Raw genomic sequence first — 20,327 nt, 5'->3', positions numbered from 1 at the left:
GAACCCGAGGGAACGCATCGTGATAGCCGTCGTGAATGATCAGATCCGCTGTCCGGAAGAACGGGAAGAATCGATCGAGGACATCCGAGTGGGTCTGACTCGGAACCGCGTCCCGGTCGCCGAGGCGATCGAGTGGGCGACCCTGCCGCGCTGTGGCGCGGTCGTCAAATTCACTGGCACGGTACGCGACAACAACGACGACTTGGCAGGGCACCATACCGGGATCGTCGCGATCGACTACGAGGCGTTCGACCGGCACGTCGAGCCGCGACTTCGCCAGATCGCCCTCGCCGCCCGAGACCGGTGGCCCGTCCTCGGGCGCGTGGCGTTGTTCCACCGCATCGGGCCGGTGCCGGTCACCGAGGCGAGCGTCCTGGTCGTGGTGTCCGCACCCCACCGCAGCGAGGCGTTCACCGCGGCCCGCTTCTGCATCGACGTCCTCAAGGAGTCCGTTCCGGTGTGGAAACGCGAACACAGCGGGGACGGCACGAGCGGCTGGGTGGCGACCGGGAATCAGATCGACAACGTGACCGCCTCAGCGCGCCGCTGGTGCCTCGCCCGTAACCCGGAGCCGGCGGCGTGATGATCCCGTCTGTCACCGACCGCCGGTCCCGTCCGCTTCGCGACCTGCGGATTTCTCTTACCGACCGGTGCAACCTCCGGTGCCGGTACTGCATGCCGCGCGAGCATTTCGGCCCGGGGCACCCTTACCTCGAGCCCGCCGACCAACTGACCTTCGACGAGATCACGCGCCTGGCTCGGGTGTTCGCCTCCCTCGGCGTGCGCAAGATCCGCCTCACCGGGGGCGAGCCGCTGCTGCGTCGGGGCGTCGCGGACCTCGTGGCGCTGCTCGCCGCGGTACCCGGGCTCGATCTCGCGATGACGACCAACGGGCTGTTGCTGCCGGCGATGGCGGAACGTCTGGCGAAAGCCGGGCTGCGCCGGGTGACGGTGAGCCTGGACTCGCTCGACGACACCGTGTTCCGGGCGCTCGCCGACACCCCGGTTCCGGTGCGCCGGGTCCTCGACGGCATCGACGCCGCCGCACGGGCCGGCCTCATCCCCGTCAAGGTGAACATGGTGGTGAAGCGGGGGGTCAACGACGGGTGCGTACTGCCGATGGTGGAGCGGTTCCGGGGCAGCGGCCACATCCTCCGTTTCATCGAGTACATGGACGTGGGGGCCACGAATGAGTGGCAACTCGGCGAGGTGCTGCCCGCCGCCGAGATCGTACGCCTGATCGACGACCGTTACCCGCTCGAACCGCTCGGCGCGACCGCCCCCGGTGAGGTGGCCACCCGCTACCGCTTCAGGGACGGCGCTGGGGAGATCGGTGTCATCGGCTCGGTGACGCGGCCGTTCTGCGGGGACTGCACGCGAGCCCGGTTGTCCGCCGACGGAAAGGTGCACACGTGCCTGTTCTCCTCCGGCGGGACCGACCTGCGGGCATTGCTGCGAGCGGGCGCCTCCGACAAGGAACTGCGAACGACCGTCGGCGCACTCTGGAGCGCCCGGGAGGACCGCTATTCGGAGTTGCGCGGGCGCCGCACACGAGCGCGCGGCGATCGGGTCGAGATGTCCTACATCGGCGGGTGACCTGAAGAAAGGTGGATCGCCTCATGCCCACAATGCTGCTGTTCGCGGCCGCGCGGGAGGCGGCAGGCCGAGCCTGCGACGTGATTCCCGGCAGCACGCTCGGCGAGGTTCTCGACGAGGCACGCCGGCGCTACGGCGGAGAGTTCGCCCAAGTGCTGGCGAACTCCCGGGTGTGGCTCAATGGAGAGACGCCGTACGACGACATGCGCGGCGCCCCATGCGAGGACTGCGACGAGATCGCCGTGCTGCCACCGATCAGCGGTGGATGACCGCACATGGTCCTGCTCTCCGCCGACGGTTACCGCGCCGCGCTGTCGGCGCTACCCGGCGGGCGACCCCCGGGTCGCCCGGCCGCCGGACCCGGTCCGTGGGACGTGGTCATGACCGAGGACGTGTCCGACGGGTTTGCAGCTGTCCGCGGTGGCTCCGTTCAACGTCCTGGCCGCTTCGACCAGTTCGTGCCCGCGCCCACACCGTTGCCGCAGGCGGGTCTACTGCTCCGAAGTCGCCGATTCTCCTCAATCAAGGCCCGTGAGGTGAGGAATCCAAAATGAAAGAAAGGTACCCGTAATGAGCAGTGTCCCGGGCAGATCCATGAGCAGTGAAGCCGCTGTACGGAATCGCGTTGCAGATGTAATGGTCACCTGTCCCAAGACCCTGGGACCGCTCTCCAGGGTGGACGACCTCCGAGCTCTTTTCAGCGACGACCACCTCCACATGGCCCTGGTCGTCGACCTGGACGGACGGCTCATAACGACGATCGAGCGACCGGATATCCCCGAAACCGCTTCGAATTCCGCGGCCGTCACGGGGTTCGGGACTCTTGTCGGCAGAACGGTGCAGGCGTCGTACCCACTTGAGGCTGCTACAACAGTGATGATATTCGAGGCGCGACGTCGGTTGGCGGTGGTCGACGATTCCGGTCGACTGCTCGGGCTGCTCTGTCTGAAGCGAGACGGAAGCGGCTACTGTTCGGATGAAGGGATCCGCGCCCGCGCTGACGAAAGGGAACGAGCGCACTCTCCGTCTCCCATGCCTGAGCAGTCTCAGCCGTAGGGTGGCATGGTTCGGGCGCTGTGTCTGGATTAATGCGGCTTCGGGGCAGGGGTGAGGCTCATACGGGGTGTAAGACCTGCCTGTCCAGGTCGCCACCACCAGCTCGCCTTTGTCCTGGCCCGGCACTGGCCGGGGCGAAGTCCGTGGCCGCAATCGCGGAATGGGCTGCTGACGCACCGCCCGCAAGGGCAACCACCCCACCCTGCGTCGGTGCTCAAGGCCGATGCAGACGTCTTGGCCGGCGACACCGGCCGCGAGGCTCTGCCCCGGTACTCGGGGACGCAGCCTCTGCGCGTTGGAAGGACATTCCGCTGCGGGTGAGTTCGAATCCCGTCTTTGAGCTGGCGCGAACGTCCTCTATGTCTTCAGCGCGATCCTGTCGGGACTCATTGAGGCCGAGTTGAGGCCGCAAGGATAGGAACGGACTGACAAGGACTGACTGGCGCCAACACGGATAACCTCATCTGACCTGCGAAAACGTCAAGGATGAGCGTAGATCGGCAAGGGCCGCCAAGATCCTCAAAGGACTCATAATCCGTCGGCCGTGGGTTCGAGTCCCACCCGCCCCACCTGTGCAGGCTTCTGACCTGCGGAAACGTTCTTTTTTGGGTGCCGGAGCGTCAGCTTTGCCTGGACGGACTGAATCCGCTGCTCGCGGGTTGGCGGTGCGGCGGTGCGGCGGTGCTCGGGGGCGATCCAACCCGTCTGACCCGCGGCTGAGTAGATGATCGAGGCTGTCGCTCGGGGTCCGGGCGGCTGCCCTGAGGTCGATGAAAAAACCAGGGGCCGTACAGGGGCCGGGACGGCGTAGCCGTGGCCAAGGCGACGGTGTCTCCAGGCTGGTTCGTGTTGTTCCAGCGGCAGGTTGCACCGCAAGGGCTGCTGTCCCCGACGCGGCAGTCGAGTACCGGGCGGGCATGCCGGCGCCTGGCCGCGTCCAGGGCGCGTCGACCGTGCGGTCGGCGGGGTTGGCCCGGCGCTCGCATCCTGGTCTCGCCAGTGGACCTCGTCGCCGAGAGCAGACAGAGTGTTTCCGCGCGCTGAAGCGAGGGCGGTCGAGATCGCGGCGGCCAGGCGGCGATGGCACATACGTACATGTAATACGTACTCCTACCGACGTGTGCCTGACACGTGTGCCGTTTTCTTGTGTTCATGACGACACTGAGCGTGAAAGCGCAGATGCCGAAGAGTGTCAGGCTGGCGTTGGTGGGGGTTTGGGTCCAGGCCGTGCTGAACCTGGCGGCGGGATTCCTGTTGCTGGCCTTGGTCAACGACGCGGCGGACCACGGTCAGGACGAAGGGGCCGGGCTGCTCCGGTTCCTGGCGGTGCTGTCGCTGCTGATCGCCGGGGCGCTTCTGCTATGCGGCGTTTTCGCGGGCAAGCGGTCGAACTGGATACGTGTCACGGTCATCGTCATCGAGGCGCTGAGCCTGCTGAGCGGTGTGGTGGGCCTGCTCCAGGGCGGCGTCTCGGTTCTCCTGGGCATCGCCTTCGCCCTCGTCGTCCTGCGGGGCTTCAGCACCATGGAAGCCAGGAACTGGTTCGACCGATGAGGTGCGTACCGAGGCGTATACCCGGGCGGAAAGACTCCGTCGTGCCTGCCGTCGCGGCCCTCGCCGTGGCCGTCCTGTTCACCGGGGGTTGTTCGAGCGCCCACGGCACCTCCCGTTCCGGGGATCCGTCCGAGAGCGCGACGGGGGTGTCCGAGTCGCCGAGCCCTTCGCCGACCCCGTCTCTCACTCCCCCGTATCCGACCGGGGCGTCCGGTTGCCACGACAACAAGGGGTGGACGGTCGAGGAATCAAGGGACTGGGTTCGGCTCGTCGTCAACACGCCCAAGGAGAACTACGGGGGCGACGAGGTGAAGGTTGTCAGCCTGCCGGGGTACAACGGACCGCTGTGCCGGAAGATCACCGTGCAGGTCGAGTTCTGGAAGCTGGTGTACGGAGTCGCGAACGGCGCCGACGGGGAGCGCCTCTCGGACGGGACACGACCCGCCTATTACTTCGACATCCGCCGGGTGAAACGCGTCGAACTCCATGCGGACGCGAGCGTCGAGCGGAAGATCGCCCTGCCTACGTCCCTCTACGCGACGGACCGCAGTCCCTGCGAGGGCGCCCTCCTCTCGATCACCCTGGGCAAGCCGCTGACGAGCAAGGAACTGCCCGAGGAGGTCGAGGTCGGCGGCGGCGGCGAGGCCGCCTGGGATCGCGCCCCGGTGGACTTCCGGTCGCAGCGGGTCGCCGACTACGAACTGTCCGAGCCCTCGGCACCGCAGGTGTGCAGCCCGGACGGCAAGCCCACCGCCGACCCGGCCGATGTACCCACACCGGGCTCCCAGCCGACGGACCTCTACCCGACAGACCTGTACCCGACGGACCTCTACCCGACGCCCGACAAAAGCTACGACATCGACGACGTCCTGCGCTCTCCCACGCCCTGAACCTCTTCCGCGGGGAGCCGGGCGCGCACCGGCCTCTTCACCACCACATCAACAGGCCCTGCCACGAGGACAGTTCGGCAGGGCCACCCGACCTCACCTTGGGGAATCACATGCGCATACGCGCTGCTGCCACCGTCCTTTCCGGCGCCGTCGTACTCTCGGCGCTCGTTGTTCCGGGTGTCGCCCAGGCGGCGGAGCATCCCGGGGCGGCGACGGATCTCCTGGGCTTCGCCTCGCAGAGCGTCCGGCCGAAGGACGCGCTGGGTGGCACCACCTTCACGGACGGGGTCGTCAACGCCGGCAAGGACATCGTTCTCGGCGTCACCGGCAAGAAGGCTGTTCCCGTCACGTTCACCGCCTTCGACGTGGAAGGCGTAGCCATCACCCAGGCGTTCCTGTGGCAGGGCACCGACAGTTCGAGCACGGACACCATCACCGGCGGCCTGGAGTCGGACGAATACCCCACCTGCACGGAGACGCCGGTCCAGAACGGCTACAGCTACAGCTGCAAGACGGTCTTCACCATCGACCCCGCGGTCGCCTTCAAGGACGGCAACGGCACCGCGGGGACCTGGAAACTCTTCCTGGGCGCCTACGACCTCTACGCGAACGCCAGTTACGACGACGACGTCACCAGAACCAAGATCAAGCGCGCAGCCAAGCTGACCGCCAACGCCTCCCCGGAGCCGGTGAAGAAGGGCAAGACCATCACGGTCACCGGCAAGCTGAGCCGCGCGAACTGGACCACGGGCAAGTACGCGGGATACGCGACCCAGCCGGTGCAGTTGCAGTTCCGCAAGAAGGGCAGCAGCACCTACACCACCCTCAAGACGGTCAAGACCAGCAGCACCGGCACCCTGAGCACCACCACCAAGGCCGGCTCCGACGGCTACTACCGCTTCGTCTTCGCCGGCACCACCACGACCGGCACCGCGAAGGCGACCGGCGACTTCGTCGACGTCAAGTAGGCCGCTTCCCGGCCGAGACCGCGGTGGCCGGTTCGCAGAGGCTCACCGATCACCGCCGAGGGGGCGCCCGGGCCAGGCTCAGTCCTGCTCCGCGCGGGCGTCCCCCAAACGGCTCCCGGTGCGGCGGGCGGGCCATCAGCGCGGCCAGGGCGGTACGCGAGGAGACCCCGGTCCTGCGGAAGGCGCGGGAGACATGGGTCTCGACGGTACGCCGGCTGGTTCGGTAGGCGGTAGTTGGCTCTTAAGCTGACCTGGGCGGCTGATTCGATCGACGTCTCGTGCCAGCGGCCCGCCCGACGGGCGAGCTCGGAATTCGGGACGCCGGCAGGACGCAAAGGGGCCTGCGCAGGTTCCGGCGCTCTGTCTGGGAGGGTGGGGCACGGGCGTGTGGAGGGGGCATGCCACCGGCGGCGCCGCACCCCCGGCGCTGTCGGCCTCTGAGGCGTGATCGTCGCCGCACGAGCAGGCACGGCCGGCCGATGCGTGCGTTGCGCTGGAAACTGCCCGTACTGAAAACGGTCCGGATGGAGCGCCGGCACGGCGGGGCCTGGCCGCGCTCACTGCGCGCCGGCGCGGATCAACCGTGGCAGGGCGAGGGAGACCGTCGAGGCGGCGAGCAGAGCCGTCGCGCACGACACCCGGTAGCCTGCCGCGGCCCCGGCCGCGTCGACCACCCACCCGGACATGGCATAGCCCAGCGCCACCCCGACGGAGAGACCTGAGACGATCCAGGTGATGCTCTCGGTGAGTTGAGAGGCCGACGCCAGGCAGCCCACCAGCCCCATCGTGGTGATCAGGATCGGCGCGATGGCCATGCCCGCCACAAAGAGCATCCCCGCCAGTGCCGCGAGACTCGGCGCGAACAACAGAGGTGCCATCGCCATCGCCATCGCCCAGACGCTGACCAGCAACCGCCGCGTGATCGCCCCCCGCGGCCTGATCGCGCCGAAGACCGCTCCCGCCAGGCCCGAGCCGAGCGCGTACACGCCCAGCAGCAGGCCGGAGAGCGCCTTGTGGTGGTGTGCGTCGGCGAACGCCACCGTCACGACCTCCACCGAACCGTAGGACGCGCCCACTGACGTCGCCGTCAGCGCCAACAGGCCGAGCCCCGGGACATGTAGCGCGCTGCCCCCGGCGTGTTGCGGCCCGGGACGCACCGGCGGTTCCGTACGCCGCTGGGCCGCGAACAGCGGGACGCCGACGGCGAGCAGGACCGCGGCCGTCAGCGGTCCGGTCTCGGCGCTGACCCTGGTCGACAGCGTGATCGCCAGGATCGGGCCGATGATGTAGACCACCTCGTCGAGCACCGACTCCAGCGAGTACGCGGTGTGCAGCAGCTGCGGTGACTCCCGGTGGATCTCCGCCCAGCGGGACCTGACGAGCGCGCCCATACTGGGCATGCAGCCCGCTGCCGCCGCCGCGACGTACAGCGTCCAGTCTGGGGCGGCGTACCGGGCACACAGCAGCAGCGCACAGATGGCGGCGACCGTCACGGCTGTCGCCGGGAGGACGACCCGGCGCTGGCCATGACGGTCGACCAGCTGGGAGATCTGCGGTCCGATCACCGCGGTGGCGAGCGCCTGCGTGGCGGAGACCGAGCCGGCGAGCCAGTACGCACCGCCGAGCTGCGACAGCATGATGACGATGCCGACGCCGATCATCGACTGCGGAAGGCGTGAAACGAAGCCCGCGGTGGAGAAGAGCAGACTGCCTGCAGGAGAGAAGATCCGGCGGTAATCGGAGAGCATGGACTCCACGCTCCGTCGGGAGCCGATCGTCGCTGGGCGGATCCGGTCCGGTTACTGCGTCCTCCTTGTGCCCATTTTCACGCATGGCGCGGTATGTCGCGACGCGACGCGCTATCTCGCCCTGCACATGCAGGAAACGGTGGGCCGAGTTAGCTTGATGAAGACACGTCGATGTCTCGGCGAGAAGGAGCCCGCATACCGGCCACCGTGTATACCGGCGACCGCGTATCGACCGCGACCGCGTATGGCGGCGATCGTGTTCACAGGTTACCGGGACCGAGTCTCGGGCCCCGGAGAATTCTCCTTTGTCAGCCCGATCCTACGGGTTTCTCCGCCGCTCGGTGCCGTTCGCCCAGCTCGCTCCACCCGACAAGTGGCCCTCCCAGGAGGTTAGTTGGGATGAACGCGCAATTGCGAAGCCAGGCCGCGATGGCTGCTGTCAGCGCATGCATCGTCGTGCTGACCGCGTTCTACTACATATTCCCGGAACAGCGGCTGATCTTCGTCGCCATTGGAGTGACCGGCGTCAGCGGTATTGTTCTGGGTATCCTTCTCAACCGCCCCGCTCATCGACTCCCCTGGCTGTTGCTCGCCGCGGGAAACTTCGCCTTCGCCGCGGGCCAGGCCACCCAGATCATCCTCATCGAGTTGCTCGAGGAGGAGATCCCGTTCCCATCGATCGCCGACGGCTTCTATCTCGCGGCATATCCGCTCTATGCGGCAGGGCTGCTGGGATTCATGCACTGGCGCACGAGTTGGCGCGACCGCGCGAGCCTCGTCGACGCGCTGACGCTGACAGTCGGCCTGGCGCTGCTGTCGTGGCTCTTCCTCATCGATCCGTACGCCCGCCTCGAGGGTCTCGCCTGGGTGCAGAAGGCGTTCGCCATCGCCTATCCGCTCGGCGACATACTCGTCCTGGCGATGCTGCTGCGCCTGCTCGTCGGCCGTGGCGGCAAGAGCCGCTCGCTCATGCTGCTCACCGCGGGCACCCTCGGCCTGCTCACCGCCGACGTGCTTTACGGCCTGATCCAGCTGAACGGGACGTGGCGCACGGGTAGCGCGGTCGAACTCGGCTGGGCCGTCCTGTACGGCGCCTGGGCGGCCGCCGCGCTCGATCCGTCCATGCGGTCGCTGACCCAGCCGTTGGTATGGCGCGCCGAGACCGGCACGGGCCGGCTGAGCCTGCTCACCCTGGCGTCGCTGATCGCGCCGGCCATCCTTCTGACTGAGGCGGTGCGCGGCGTTGAGTCCAACGGCGGCGTCATCGGGGTGTTCTCCGCGGTGCTCTTCCTCCTTGTGCTCTACCGCCTGGCGGGTGTGGTGGCGACCCACCAGCGGGCGGTCGGCCGGGAGAAGGTGCTGCGCAACGCGGTGTCGTCGCTGGGCGGAGCGGGCGATCTGCGGGATGTGGCCGCAGCCGTCCACTCCGCGGTGACGGAGCTGGTGTCGCACGGCCCGCCGCGTTGCGCGCTGCTCACCGTGCCGGACAACACGCTCTGGGTGAACGGGGCGCACGGCGGCGTACGCGGGCCGCTGTCCGCGCCGGCGACCGCAGCCGTAAGGGAACTGATCGCGTCCGGCGAGAACTGCCTGGTGGCCCTCGACGGTACGGCGCCCGATCTCGCCGCCCGCCTCACGGGCCCGGACGAGGAGCCGACCCGCGCCGGCCACGCGCTGGTCTGCCCGCTCACCTCGCAGGATCACCCCTCTGGCGATCCGCTGATCGGGGCACTGATCGTGGCCGGGGACGAGCACGACCTGCTCGTGTTCCGCGACACGCTGGCGACTCTCGCCGCGCAGACGGCACTTGCCGTGGCGAGGGTCGACCTCGCGGAGGAAGTCAACCAGCGCAACAGCGAGATGTACTTCCGCACGCTGGTGCAGAACGCCTCCGACGTCATCCTGATCCTCGACGACGACGACCGGGTCCGTTACGCCAGCCCCTCCGCCGACCAGGTGCTCGGCGTTCCGGACCTGGAGGGCACCCTGCTCGTCGATCTGGTGCCACCGCAGGACAGCCGCGCGGTGGTCGAGACGCTGGGCCGGATACGGAACCGCGAGTATCAGACCAGGCGCGAGCACTGGCGCATGGTCCGCACCGACCGGGCGACCATCGAGGTCGAGGTGAGGTGGAGCGACCTGCGCGAGGAGGCCACCGTCGGTGGGGTGGTGCTCACCCTGCGGGACGTGACCGAGCAGCGCAAGCTCGAACGCGAACTCACCCACCAGGCGTTCCATGACTCGCTCACCGGCCTGGCCAACCGCGTGCTCTTCCAGGAGCGGATCAACCACGCCCTGGTGCAGGCACAGCGCGAGGGCACGGTGGTCGGCGTGCTCTTCGTCGACGTGGACGACTTCAAGGTCATCAACGACATACACGGCCACGGTGTGGGCGACGAACTCCTGGTCGCGCTGTCACTCCGGCTGCAGACCACCGTCCGTGCCTCCGACACGGCCGCGCGCGTCGGCGGCGACGAGTTCGCACTGCTGGTGGAGGGCTCCGTCACGCCGGCGGGCGTGGAAAGGTTCACCGAACACGTGATGACCGTGTTCGCCGAGCCGTTCCGGCTCAGTGTGGGGCCGGTGAGCACGTACGCCAGTGTCGGCGTCGCGACGACGGAGGACAGCATCGACTCGGTCGAACTGATGTCACACGCCGATCTCGCGCTGTACGCGGCGAAGACGGCGGGCAAGCGCCAGTGGCGCCGCTACCACCCGGAGCTGCAGAGCGGCATGGCCGAGCGTGCCAAGTTGCAGGCGGGCCTGGACAGTTCGCCGATCGAGACGTCCTTCATGGTGCTTTACCAGCCCATCGTGGAGCTGACGAGTGGGCGGATCGCCGGCTTCGAGGCGCTCGTTCGCTGGCCCCACTCCACGCGCGGCATGGTGATGCCGGAGCAGTTCATCAGGCTGGCCGAGGAGAGCGGGCAGATCGTCCCGCTCGGCGCCTGGGTGCTTGATCAGGCCGCGGCCGAGGCTGTCCGGTGGGAGGACTCCGTGCTGCGCCACGGGTCGGCCGACCTCGACGCACCTTACGTCAGCGTGAACGTGTCGCCACGTCAGTTCCGGGACGACGAGTTCCACAACGTGGTCCGGCGCGCACTGCAACTCTCCGGCATCGAACCGTCGTCTCTCGTACTGGAACTGACCGAGAGTGTGCTGATGTACAACGACGAGCGCATCCTGGCCGAGATGAGTTCGCTCACCGACCTCGGGATCCGCTTCGCGATTGACGACTTCGGCACGGGCTACTCGTCGCTGAGCTATTTGCGCGAGTTCCCGATCTCCATACTCAAGATCGACAAGTCGTTCATCGACCAACTCGGGCACTCCACTGAGCAGTACGCCCTGGTCGAGGGCATCACGCATCTTGCCGACACACTCGGCCTCACGGTGATCGCCGAAGGAGTGGAGGACGTGAGGCAGCAGGAGTTGCTGATCTCCATGGGCTGCCGACTCGGCCAGGGATATCTCTTCGCCAAGCCGGTCAACGCCGAGGAGGCGGAGCGTCTCGTCCTCGCGCCGCCTCTCGGCCGCCTGGCCGGATTGCCCGGCGCGCCAGCGGAAAGGAAACGGTGAGGGGGCGGCCCTCTCCCGCGGGAGCGCAGGTCGTGTTCCGCGGGACGTCGCGCGAGGCAGGAGGCCCCAGATGACGGAACGTCATCACCCGCCGACGGAGTCGGCTGCGCGCGTCGTACTGCGCAATGACGAGGAGCAGTACGCCATCTGGCCCGCCGGTCGCCGGATTCCGGCCGGATGGCGTCGGATCGGCGGACCGGCGCCCGCCGCGTGGTGCGGACGCTTTGTCGACAGCACGTGGACCGACATGCGGCCCGCAAGCGCCCGCACCGGGCGGCGGCCCCCGGGTTCCGGGCCGAGCACCGTGCCCGAGCTGGTCCGGGAGCAGGCGCGGCGTGAGCCGTCCGCTCTCGCGGTGCTCTCGGACGAGGGCCGGCTCAGCTACGCCGAGCTGACCGGCCGCGCCGACCGGCTCGCCGACGAGCTGCGGGCGTCGGGCGTCGACGCGGAGTCCGTCGTCAGCGTGTGCCTTGACCGCGTGCCCGAGCTGGTCGTCGCGCTGCTGGCGGTGCTGAGCTCCGGCGGCGCGTTCCTGCCCCTCGACCCGGCGACTCCGCGGCAGCGGATGGTCGCACTGGTCGGGGAGACCGATTCACGCCTCATCGTCTCGAGCCGCGAGCACGCCCCGATGTTCGCCGGATGCGAGGCGCGGACCGTCTACGCCGGGGAACCGGCGATCCAGACGCCGCCTGCGGGGCCGCGGCCGGCCCGCGGCCCCCGGCCGGACGACCTCGCCTACGTGATCTACACCTCTGGATCCACCGGACCTCCCAAGGGTGTGATGATCACCCACCGGTCGCTGGCACACTCCCTCACCGCGGCGGCCCGGGCATACGAACTGAGGCCCGGCGACCGGGTGCTGCACGCCGCGGCGCTCGGCTTCGACACCTCACTGGAGCAGATCTTCGCCACGCTGATCAGCGGCGCAACACTCGTCCTCGCGGGAACACACACGTGGGCGCCCACCGACCTGCTGCACCGCCTACCGGAGCACGGGATCACCGTCGCCGACCTGACCCCCGCCTACTGGCAGCGGATCGTCTCCGTCCCGCATCGCGACGAGAGCCTCGCGTCACTGAGGCTAGTCATCGTCGGCGGCGAGATCGTCACCGCTAAGGACTGCCGCGCCATGCTGCGCCGGATCCCCGGCGCACGGCTCGTCAACGCCTACGGGCTCACCGAGACCACCATCACCTCCACGCTCTGCGACCTGAACGAGGAAGTGCTCGCCGCGCCGGACACCGCTGTCGCCTCGATCGGCAGGCCCCTGGAGGGGAATAACGTCCACGTGCTCGACGCCGAACTGCGCCCGGTGCCGCCGGGCGAGCGCGGCGAGATCTACATCGGCGGTCCGGGGCTGGCGCGCGGTATCTGGCGGCAACCTGCCCTGACCGCACAGCAGTTTCTGCCCGACCCGCACGGCTTGGCGCCGGGGGAGCGGATGTACCGCACCGGGGATCTGGGCCGTCGGCGCTCGGACGGCAACCTGGAAGTCCTGGGCCGGGTCGACGACCAGATGAAGATCCGCGGGTTCCGGGTCGACCCGGCCGAGGTCGAGGCCGCGCTCGTCTCCCACCCGGAGATCGGCCAGGCGATGGTGGTGGCCCGGACGCACGCCGGCGGCGACCGGGACCTCATCGCGTACTTCACGCCGACCTCGCCGCCGGGCGGCGGCGAGGCGGTGCTGCGCGCGCGGCTGCGGTCGGCACTCGCCGAGGTCCTGCCGGGCCACATGATCCCGGCAGCCTTCCACGCGGTGGAGCGGCTGCCCGTCACGCCCGGCGGAAAGCTCGACCGCATGGCCGTGCCGGAACCCGTGACCGCGGCGTCGACGGCAGGCGACGACGATCGTCCGGTGCCGCAGGGGATGGCCCAGTTGTGGGGCCAGATCCTGGATGTGGACTACGTCCGTCCGCACGACGACTTCTTCGAGCTGGGCGGCAACTCGCTGCTGGCCATGGAGATGCTCGCCCGGACCCGCGTCGTATTCGGCATCGGCATCACACAGATCCGCGACCTGACCCGTTCACTGCTGCGGTATCCGACGCTCGCCGCGTTCGCCGAGTCCGTACGCCAGGCACGGGCCGGCACACTGGCCCACCCGGACGGCGGGAGCGTCGACTTCGCCGCCGAGACCGACCGGCGCGTTCCGGCAGTGGGCCATGGCCTGCCGGCTCCGGATCCCCGGCGCCCCGGCGACGTCCTCCTCACCGGGGCGACGGGGTTCTGCGGCGCGTACATGATCGACGAGCTGCTGCGCAGGACGACGGGACGGATCCTCTGCCTGGTCAGGGCCTCCGGCGACGAGCACGGCATGGAGCGGATCCGCGCGAGCCACCAGCGGTACGTCCTCAGCGATCTGTCCAGCGAGCGTGTCCAGCCGGTCGTCGGCGACCTGGGCAAGCCCGGACTGGGGCTGTCCCCAAGCCGGTTCGAGGAACTGGGATCGACCATCGACGCCGTCTACCACTTCGGCGGCCAGGTCAACTTCATCTATCCGTACCACGAGTTGCGCGCGGCCAACGTCGACGGAACATACGAGATCATCCGCCTCGCCGCCGGCCGGGCCGTCCCCGTCCACTTCACCTCCAGCATGGCGGTGCTCGCCGGATTCGGGCCGGCCGGGGTGCGCGAGGTGACGGAGAGCACGCCGCTGCGCTTCCCGGAGTATCTGTCGGTGGGATACGTGGAGACCAAATGGGTCGGCGAGGCACTGCTGAAGAAGGCGTCCGACGCGGGCCTGCCGGTCGCCGTGTACCGCCTGATGGACGTCACGGGCCGCAACGGAACCGGCGTGATGAACACCAGCAGTGAGCTGGCCGCCCTCTTCGACTTCATCGCGCGGACCGGACTGTGCCCCGACGTCCGGCTGCCGCTGGACTTCCTGCCTGCCGACCACCTCGTCCGCGCCATCGGACACATCTCCACCCGCCATCCCGCTCGCGGGGAGGTCTACCACCTCACCAACCCCCGTCCCACGCTGCTGAATTCGCTCGCCGAGCGCCTGCGCCGGCGGGGTTACCCGGTCCAGGAGATCCCGTACTCCGAGTGGGTCGCCGCTCTGGTGAAGTACGCGGCCGGGCACCCCACCGACCCGATCACCCCGTTCGTCCCGCTCTTCGTCGACCGGTGCGCGCGCGCCGACATCACCGTGAGCGAGATGTACTTCCAGGGCGTTTTCACGGAGTTCACCCGCGGCAACGCGGAACGGGCGCTGGTGGACGCCGGGATCGCCATTCCGCCGGTGGACGCGGAGATGATGGACCGCTACATCGGATTCCTCCAACAAGCCGACGCCGTCCGGCCGGTGAAGAGCCAAGGGCAGGGAGCGGCACGGTGGTGAGCCGATGTCCTGGCTGGGAGGCGCTGGACGTGCTGGAAGCGGCGTCCGACGGTCCGGTGGCCTTCGGCGCCGACCTCAGTCCCGCCGGCCTCCTGGCGGCGTACCGCGCCGGGGCCTATCCGTTCCCGGCATCCGACGAGTACACCCGCGCCCTCAACGAGGTGGTCTTCGCCGATCAGGTCCAGGAGGGCCGCATCCGGCTCGTGGGGGAGGAATCGGCCGATCCCTACGCCGTCTCCTGGTGGTCGCCCGACCCCAGGCCGGTGCTGCCCGTCTCGGCCACGCGCCTCAGTCGGAGCCTCGCCCGGCGGCTACGCAACCGGCTGCCGTGGTCGACCAGCCTGGACCGGCGGTTCGAGCGGGTCGTCCGCGAATGCCGCGCCGGCCGCGTCCCGCTGTGGCTCACCGACGAACTGATCGCAAGCCTGGTCCGCCTGCACGATCTGGGTCATGCCCACAGCGTCGAGGTGTGGGAGGACGGCCATCTGGTCGGCGGCGTCTTCGGCCTCCAGGTCGGATCGGTGTTCAGTATGGACTCGATGTTCTTCCACCGTCCCGGTGCCTCGAAGGTCGCGGTGACCGACCTCGCGGAGCGCTTCGCGCAGGCCGGCGGCGAGTTGCTCGACGCGCAGCGGGACAGCCCGCACGTCCGCAGCCTGGGCGGCATTCTCGTACCGCGAGAGCAGTACGTGCGACACCTGCGCCGTACCGTGCGCGACAGCCTCCCGATGCCCACCGCCATCTTGCCCGCCAGCCGCATTGCCCAGCCGACGGGATCGCGCTGACCGCGTTCGTCGCGCTGCGTGCTCCCGTACTGTGCCGAGGTACGTGAACCGTCACCAAGACCGGTAGCGACCTGAGGTTCCGCACCGGCTCTCTGCTCGCAGACGCCCTGCCTGCGACAACGGACAGAGAGACTCCGCCCCCGAATGCGGGAGGAGCCTTTGCGCGTTGGAAGGTAGATCGGCTGCGGGCGGATTCAGACCCTTTCCCGAGCTGGCGGGTTTGGCCACGCGCCCTTGAGGCCGACCGTCCTGGGCCCGTTCAGGACGCGTTCGGGACACAAGAACAGGAACAGGCTGACAAGGGCTGAGGAGCCCAGACGCGACTCGCCCTGGAAGTGGCTGCCTTGGGCCGTCCTGTCGGCGCTGCGGATGTGCTTTCTGGTGCAGGCGGTGCGGTGTGACAGCAGGCGGCCAGGGCGTTGCCCGACCTCGGGTCTCGGGGCTGCCCCTGCGGCTGTGGACGCGCGGAACGATCCCCACGGCAGCCTCCTTTTCGACCTGCGGCTTCCGGTGCCGTAGGGGGAGGCGCCCACAGCTGCCTGGGGAGCCGACCCCTGACGGGGCGGCGGGCCGGCCACCGCTTACGCGGTCGAGGGGCTCAGGCCCAGGCAGGCACCAGCATCGGTGGCCCCGTACGCTCGCGGACGTCCGAGAGGGCCACTCCGGGGGCGAGTTCCACCAGCGACAGGCCGTCGGCCGTGATGTCGAGGACGGCCAGGTCGGTGATGATGCGGTGGACGCATGCCTGCCCGGTCAGCGGGAGGGTGCACCTGTCGACGATCTTCGGTGAGCCGTCCTTGGCGGTGTGCTCCATGAGGACGACGACCTTGCGGGCGCCGTGCACCAGGTCCATGGCACCTCCCATACCCTTGATCATCTTGCCGGGTACGGTCCAGTTGGCAAGGTCACCGGCCGCGGAAACCTGCATGCCGCCCAGCACGGCGACGTCGATGCGGCCGCCGCGGATCATCCCGAAGGACCGTGCGGAGTCGAAGAACGCGGCGCCGGGCAGGACGGTGACGGTCTCCTTGCCCGCGTTGATCAGGTCGGGGTCGATCTCGTCGTCGTACGGGTAGGGGCCGGTGCCCAGGATGCCGTTCTCCGAGTGCAGCACCACGTGCACGCCGGGCGGGAGGTGGCCCGGGATGAGGGTGGGCAGGCCGATGCCCAGGTTGGCGTAGGAGCCGTCGGGCAGTTCGCGTGCGGCGCGGGCGGCCATCTGGCCGCGGGTCCAGGCCATCAGTGCCGCTCCTCACGCGTGCGGACGGTGCGCTTCTCGATGCCCTTGTCGTCGGCTGGGACGGGGCCCACGACCCGGTCGACGTAGATGCCGGGCAGGTGAACGGCGTCGGGGTCGATGGTGCCGGGTTCGACGAGCTCCTCGACCTCGGCGATCGTGATCCGGCCCGCCATGGCCGCCAGGGGGTCGGTAGCTGCTCGCAGGCGGCGGTGTGGGAGGTCGAGTTAGCTCGATCGTGTGATGGTCGACTTCCGGCCCGCGAGGCCCTGGGCCGATCGGGTCAACGTGATCGTGCGATCTGGGACGCCGGGTACGGTGCCAGTGTGCGGGGCCCCCGCTCCACCGGAGAGATGGTTCGGGGCCTCCCCGTCGCCTCTGGCCGTACCCACATGGCCAGGTCGCGCAGGGAGCTGGCCTCCCGGGATCGGACCATGCACAGGATGCGTGTCGCCGCCCTGGGGTCGAGTACGCCGGGGACCAGTGCGCCCAAGACCGTTCGGGGCGTGCGGCTGATCAGACTCACTCCTGCTCAGTCTCCAGGAACGGTTGAAGTTGGCGGCGCTGCGGTGGAAGACGAGGTTGCCGTGTCGGTCGCCGCGGGCGGCCCGTACGAGGGAGAAGTCGGTGGTGACGGCTTCTTCCAGGAGGTACGTCCGGCTGCGGAACTCCCGCGTCTCCTTCGGCGGGGAGGCCACGGAGACGCTGCCGTCGGGGCCGTAGCGCCAGGGCAGTCCGCCGTCGGCGAACTGGGTGCCGACCCCGGCCGGGGTGTAGAAGGCGGGCTGTGCGGCATCCCCACCGTGCTCATCGGCGCCCTGCTCGTGCAGGGCGCCGACGGCCTGCGCGTGGTCTCCATGTTCAGAGGCGGAGGCTTCGGGCTGGGGAGAGCCGTAGCTCCGGCCCGATTCCAGTCGGTACGGGGTCACAGCCTGCGGCGGGCGGATGGCAGAGGCACCGGGGCAACGCCTTCAATGACGGTGTTGCTGATGGTGCCGATGCCCTCGACCGTCATGGTGACGATGTCGCCGGGGACAAGCGGCGGGGGTTCGAAGTTGCCGCCGCGGCCCCAGAGTTCGGCCAGGCAGCCGCCGTTGCCGCAGGTGCCGGAGCCCAGGACGTCGCCGGGGTGGATCCAGGTGCCGCGGGAGGCGTACGCCGCCATCTCCTCGAATGTCCAGGCCATATTGGTCAGCCGATCCTGACCGACGTCCTCGCCGTTGACCTGAACGGTCAGGGCGAGGTCGAGGAAGCCTTCCGGGTTGCGGTGGGGTTCCAGTTCGTCGGCGGTGACGAGCCAGGGGCCGAGGGTGGTTGAGGTGTCCTTGCCCTTGGCCGGGCCGAGTTTCACCTTCATCTCGCGGCCCTGCAGGTCGCGGGCGGACCAGTCGTTGAGGATCGTGTAGCCGAGGATGTGCTCGCGTGCCTGCTCGGGGGTCAGGTCCCGGCCGGCCTTGCCGATGACGGCAGCCACCTCGAGTTCGAAGTCGAAGCGGAGACAGCCCGGCGGCAGGGGCACGTCGTCGTGGGCGCCGATCATCGCGTACGGGTTGGTGAAGTAGAACGCGGGCGCGGCGTACCACTCTTCGGGGACGGTGTCGCCGTATCCCTGAGCAACGCCCGCCACATGGCTTTCGAAGGTCATGTAGTCGCGTACGGTCGGCGGTTGCAACGGTGGCAGCAGCCGTACGTCGGCCAGGGGCAGCGGCAGGGAGCCGGACAGGGCGCGTTCGCCCGCCCCGCGCAGGGACTGCTCGCCCTCCACGATCAGATCAAGCAGTTCGACCGGGTACTCGAACGGGTGGACCTGGTCGTCGGCGACGGCTCCCGGCTGCCGTTTCCCGTCGTGGACGAAGGTCGCGAACCTCATGCCGCGCTCCGCTCCGACTCGGCCGGCCGCGTGCCGCTGGGCCCGAAGCCGACGAAGACGGCGGCGATCACAGCGGCGGCCATGCAGGCGACGGCGGTGAGGATCAGCCCGTTGTTGTAGCCGTGGGCCAGGGCGTCCGTGGTGTAGGGGCGAGCTTGGCGCTGAGCGGACCGAGGTCCGCGCTGTGCAGGGCCAGCGGGCCGCCCTCGTGCAGGACGGCGGAGGCGATGCCGTGCTCCTTGGGAGTCAGGCCTGCGTCGGCGAGGCTGCCGGTGAGCTGACGCGCGGCCATGCCGAGGGCGACGGCGCCGACGACCGCCGGGCCGAGGGTCTGACCGAGGTCGCGGACCAGGCTGGTGGTGGCGCCCGCCATGCCGGTCAGGGTGGTCGGTACGACGTTGACGGCAGCGGCGGTGATGGCGGCGACGACCAGACCGAAGCCGACACCGTTGAGCACCAGCGGCCCGAGCAGGGGGATCAGGCCGCTTTCGTGGATCGGCACCGCCCGCAGCCACAGTTGGGCGCCGGCCAGCGAGACGAACCCGGTGATGAGCATGGGGCCGGGGCCCACGCGGTGCAGCAGCCGGACCAGCAGCGGCCAGATGAGCGGGGTGACGCCCTGGATGATCAGGAAGGGCACCGCGGCCCGGAAGGGGCTTTGGTGCTGGATGACGCCGAGGCGGATGCTCAGGTCGTACGCGCCGCCGAGGAAGCCGAACATGCCGATCACCGCCATCGCGGCCGACGCCGCGAAGGCCGGGATGCGGAACAGCTCCAGGCGCAGCATCGGGGCCGCGCTCCGGCTCTCCACCGTCACGAACGCGACGATGAACACGGCGAAGGCGACGAAGGACGCGACGACGGGTGTCGAGCTCCAGCCGTCGGAGGGGCCCTGGATGATGCCGTACAGCAGGGCGAGCATGGCCACGGCGATGGCGATCTGCCCCGGCCAGTCGAGCGAGCGGCCCTCGGGGGCGCTGGACTCGGCGGCCAGCAGCCAGGCACCCACCGCGGTGATCACGGCGAGCACGCCGGTCACGCCGAACGCCCACTGGAAGGAGGCGTGTTCGACGATCCCGCCGGACATCAGCGGGGCGAGGAAGGCGCCGAGCGACAGGGCCGTGGTCCAGGAGGCCAGCCCCTTGGCTCGCGAAGCCGGGGTGGTCGTGATCGCGGTGATCATGGACAAGGAGGCGGGGAAGAGCGCGGCGGCTCCGATGCCGGAGATCGCCTGGCCGGTGATCAGCTGGGCTGCCGAGTGGGAGGTGGCGGACACCAGGTAGCCGACGGCGGACAGCAGCGCCGCGCCCACCACCAGTTTCTTACGGCCGTACAGGTCGCCCAGGACGCCGAAGGTCAGCGCGAGGACGGCGGCGGGCACCAGGAAGGCGTCACTGATCCAGGTCAGTTCTCCGCCGGACGCATGGAGGGTGCGCTGCATGACGCCGTTGATCGCGGCGGGCAGGACCAGTCCGATCTGGGCCAGGCAGACGGCCAGACAGCCGGCGATGATCGTGCTGGTGTGGCGTGCCGTAGCGGCCGGTGCGGCATCGGACGACCGGGCGGCGGGTGGGGCGGGGGTGGAGACCATGTCTCCTCCTTGCTGGATTTGGCGGGACGTACGGCCCGAGGGGACGGCGGGGAGCCGGGTGCACCGGAAGGGGCGGTGCACCCGTCGGCGGAGGGCGGGGCCTCGTCAGG

At 69.4% G+C, this 20,327-nt stretch carries 15 protein-coding genes and 1 pseudogene; 10 read left to right on the top strand and 6 right to left on the bottom strand.

Annotation, left to right across the window (positions count from 1 at the left end):
• Positions 1-88 precede the first annotated feature (88 nt).
• The 7 genes from QFZ76_RS17575 (at position 89) to QFZ76_RS17545 (ending at position 6,064) form a co-directional block, all read left to right on the top strand.
• Positions 89-583, top strand: coding sequence for a molybdenum cofactor biosynthesis protein MoaE (locus QFZ76_RS17575; RefSeq protein ID WP_307674635.1), 495 nt, complete (start codon positions 89-91; stop codon positions 581-583).
• Complete coding sequence (moaA, locus tag QFZ76_RS17570; protein WP_307680042.1) at positions 583-1,596, top strand: GTP 3',8-cyclase MoaA; 1,014 nt, start codon at positions 583-585, stop codon at positions 1,594-1,596. The genes QFZ76_RS17575 and moaA overlap by 1 nt, the downstream gene beginning before the upstream one ends.
• 23 nt (positions 1,597-1,619) lie before the next feature.
• Positions 1,620-1,865, top strand: a complete 246-nt coding sequence (locus QFZ76_RS17565; RefSeq protein ID WP_307674634.1) for a MoaD/ThiS family protein — start codon at positions 1,620-1,622, stop codon at positions 1,863-1,865.
• Positions 1,866-2,166: 301 nt separating this feature from the next.
• Positions 2,167-2,652 (top strand): hypothetical protein, encoded by a 486-nt coding sequence (locus QFZ76_RS17560; protein ID WP_307674633.1) that lies wholly within the window; start codon positions 2,167-2,169, stop codon positions 2,650-2,652.
• A 1,152-nt stretch (positions 2,653-3,804) separates the two neighbouring features.
• Complete coding sequence (locus tag QFZ76_RS17555) at positions 3,805-4,206, top strand: hypothetical protein (RefSeq protein ID WP_307674632.1); 402 nt, start codon at positions 3,805-3,807, stop codon at positions 4,204-4,206.
• A 41-nt stretch (positions 4,207-4,247) separates the two neighbouring features.
• Positions 4,248-5,096, top strand: coding sequence for a hypothetical protein (locus tag QFZ76_RS17550; protein ID WP_307674631.1), 849 nt, complete (start codon positions 4,248-4,250; stop codon positions 5,094-5,096).
• A 110-nt stretch (positions 5,097-5,206) separates the two neighbouring features.
• Entirely contained in the window at positions 5,207-6,064 is an 858-nt protein-coding gene (locus QFZ76_RS17545; RefSeq protein WP_307674630.1) for a hypothetical protein, read from the top strand.
• A gap of 557 nt (positions 6,065-6,621) precedes the next feature.
• On the opposite strand, the gene QFZ76_RS17540 is transcribed toward QFZ76_RS17545, so the two are convergent.
• Positions 6,622-7,812: an MFS transporter gene (locus QFZ76_RS17540; protein WP_307674629.1), complete on the bottom strand. Its 1,191-nt coding sequence runs from the start codon at positions 7,810-7,812 to the stop codon at positions 6,622-6,624.
• Positions 7,813-8,211: 399 nt separating this feature from the next.
• Here QFZ76_RS17540 and QFZ76_RS17535 point away from each other — a divergent pair, with 399 nt between their 5' ends.
• From QFZ76_RS17535 to QFZ76_RS17525, 3 genes are all read left to right on the top strand, one after another.
• Entirely contained in the window at positions 8,212-11,391 is a 3,180-nt protein-coding gene (locus tag QFZ76_RS17535; protein WP_307674628.1) for a bifunctional diguanylate cyclase/phosphodiesterase, read from the top strand.
• 70 nt (positions 11,392-11,461) lie between these two features.
• Complete coding sequence (locus QFZ76_RS17530) at positions 11,462-14,734, top strand: amino acid adenylation domain-containing protein (RefSeq protein ID WP_307674627.1); 3,273 nt, start codon at positions 11,462-11,464, stop codon at positions 14,732-14,734.
• The gene (locus QFZ76_RS17525; RefSeq protein ID WP_307674626.1) at positions 14,731-15,519 is read left to right on the top strand and encodes a leucyl/phenylalanyl-tRNA--protein transferase; all 789 of its coding nucleotides are present in this window, start codon (positions 14,731-14,733) and stop codon (positions 15,517-15,519) included. Before QFZ76_RS17530 ends, QFZ76_RS17525 begins: the two co-directional genes overlap by 4 nt.
• 598 nt (positions 15,520-16,117) lie before the next feature.
• On the opposite strand, the gene QFZ76_RS17520 is transcribed toward QFZ76_RS17525, so the two are convergent.
• The 5 genes and pseudogenes from QFZ76_RS17520 to QFZ76_RS17500 all read right to left on the bottom strand — a co-directional run bounded on the left by QFZ76_RS17520 (position 16,118) and on the right by QFZ76_RS17500 (position 20,217).
• Positions 16,118-16,759: a CoA transferase subunit B gene (locus QFZ76_RS17520; RefSeq protein WP_307674625.1), complete on the bottom strand. Its 642-nt coding sequence runs from the start codon at positions 16,757-16,759 to the stop codon at positions 16,118-16,120.
• Positions 16,759-16,944: pseudogene (locus tag QFZ76_RS17515) on the bottom strand (CoA-transferase); the annotation flags it as partial. The gene QFZ76_RS17520 and the pseudogene QFZ76_RS17515, both read right to left, overlap by 1 nt.
• A gap of 39 nt (positions 16,945-16,983) precedes the next feature.
• Positions 16,984-17,685, bottom strand: a complete 702-nt coding sequence (locus tag QFZ76_RS17510; RefSeq protein ID WP_307674624.1) for a CoA-transferase — start codon at positions 17,683-17,685, stop codon at positions 16,984-16,986.
• Positions 17,682-18,626 carry a fumarylacetoacetate hydrolase family protein gene (locus QFZ76_RS17505; protein ID WP_307674623.1) on the bottom strand — a complete coding sequence of 315 codons (945 nt, stop codon included), beginning with the start codon at positions 18,624-18,626 and terminating at the stop codon, positions 17,682-17,684. The genes QFZ76_RS17510 and QFZ76_RS17505 overlap by 4 nt, the downstream gene beginning before the upstream one ends.
• A gap of 103 nt (positions 18,627-18,729) precedes the next feature.
• Positions 18,730-20,217, bottom strand: a complete 1,488-nt coding sequence (locus QFZ76_RS17500) for an MFS transporter (protein WP_307674622.1) — start codon at positions 20,215-20,217, stop codon at positions 18,730-18,732.
• Positions 20,218-20,327: the final 110 nt, after the last annotated feature.

The organism is Streptomyces sp. V4I2 (genome assembly GCF_030817655.1).
Lineage (GTDB): Bacteria > Actinomycetota > Actinomycetes > Streptomycetales > Streptomycetaceae > Streptomyces > Streptomyces plumbiresistens.
The sequence above is the reverse complement of the archived record's forward strand: the minus strand, read 5'-3'. Positions and strand labels throughout refer to the sequence as shown.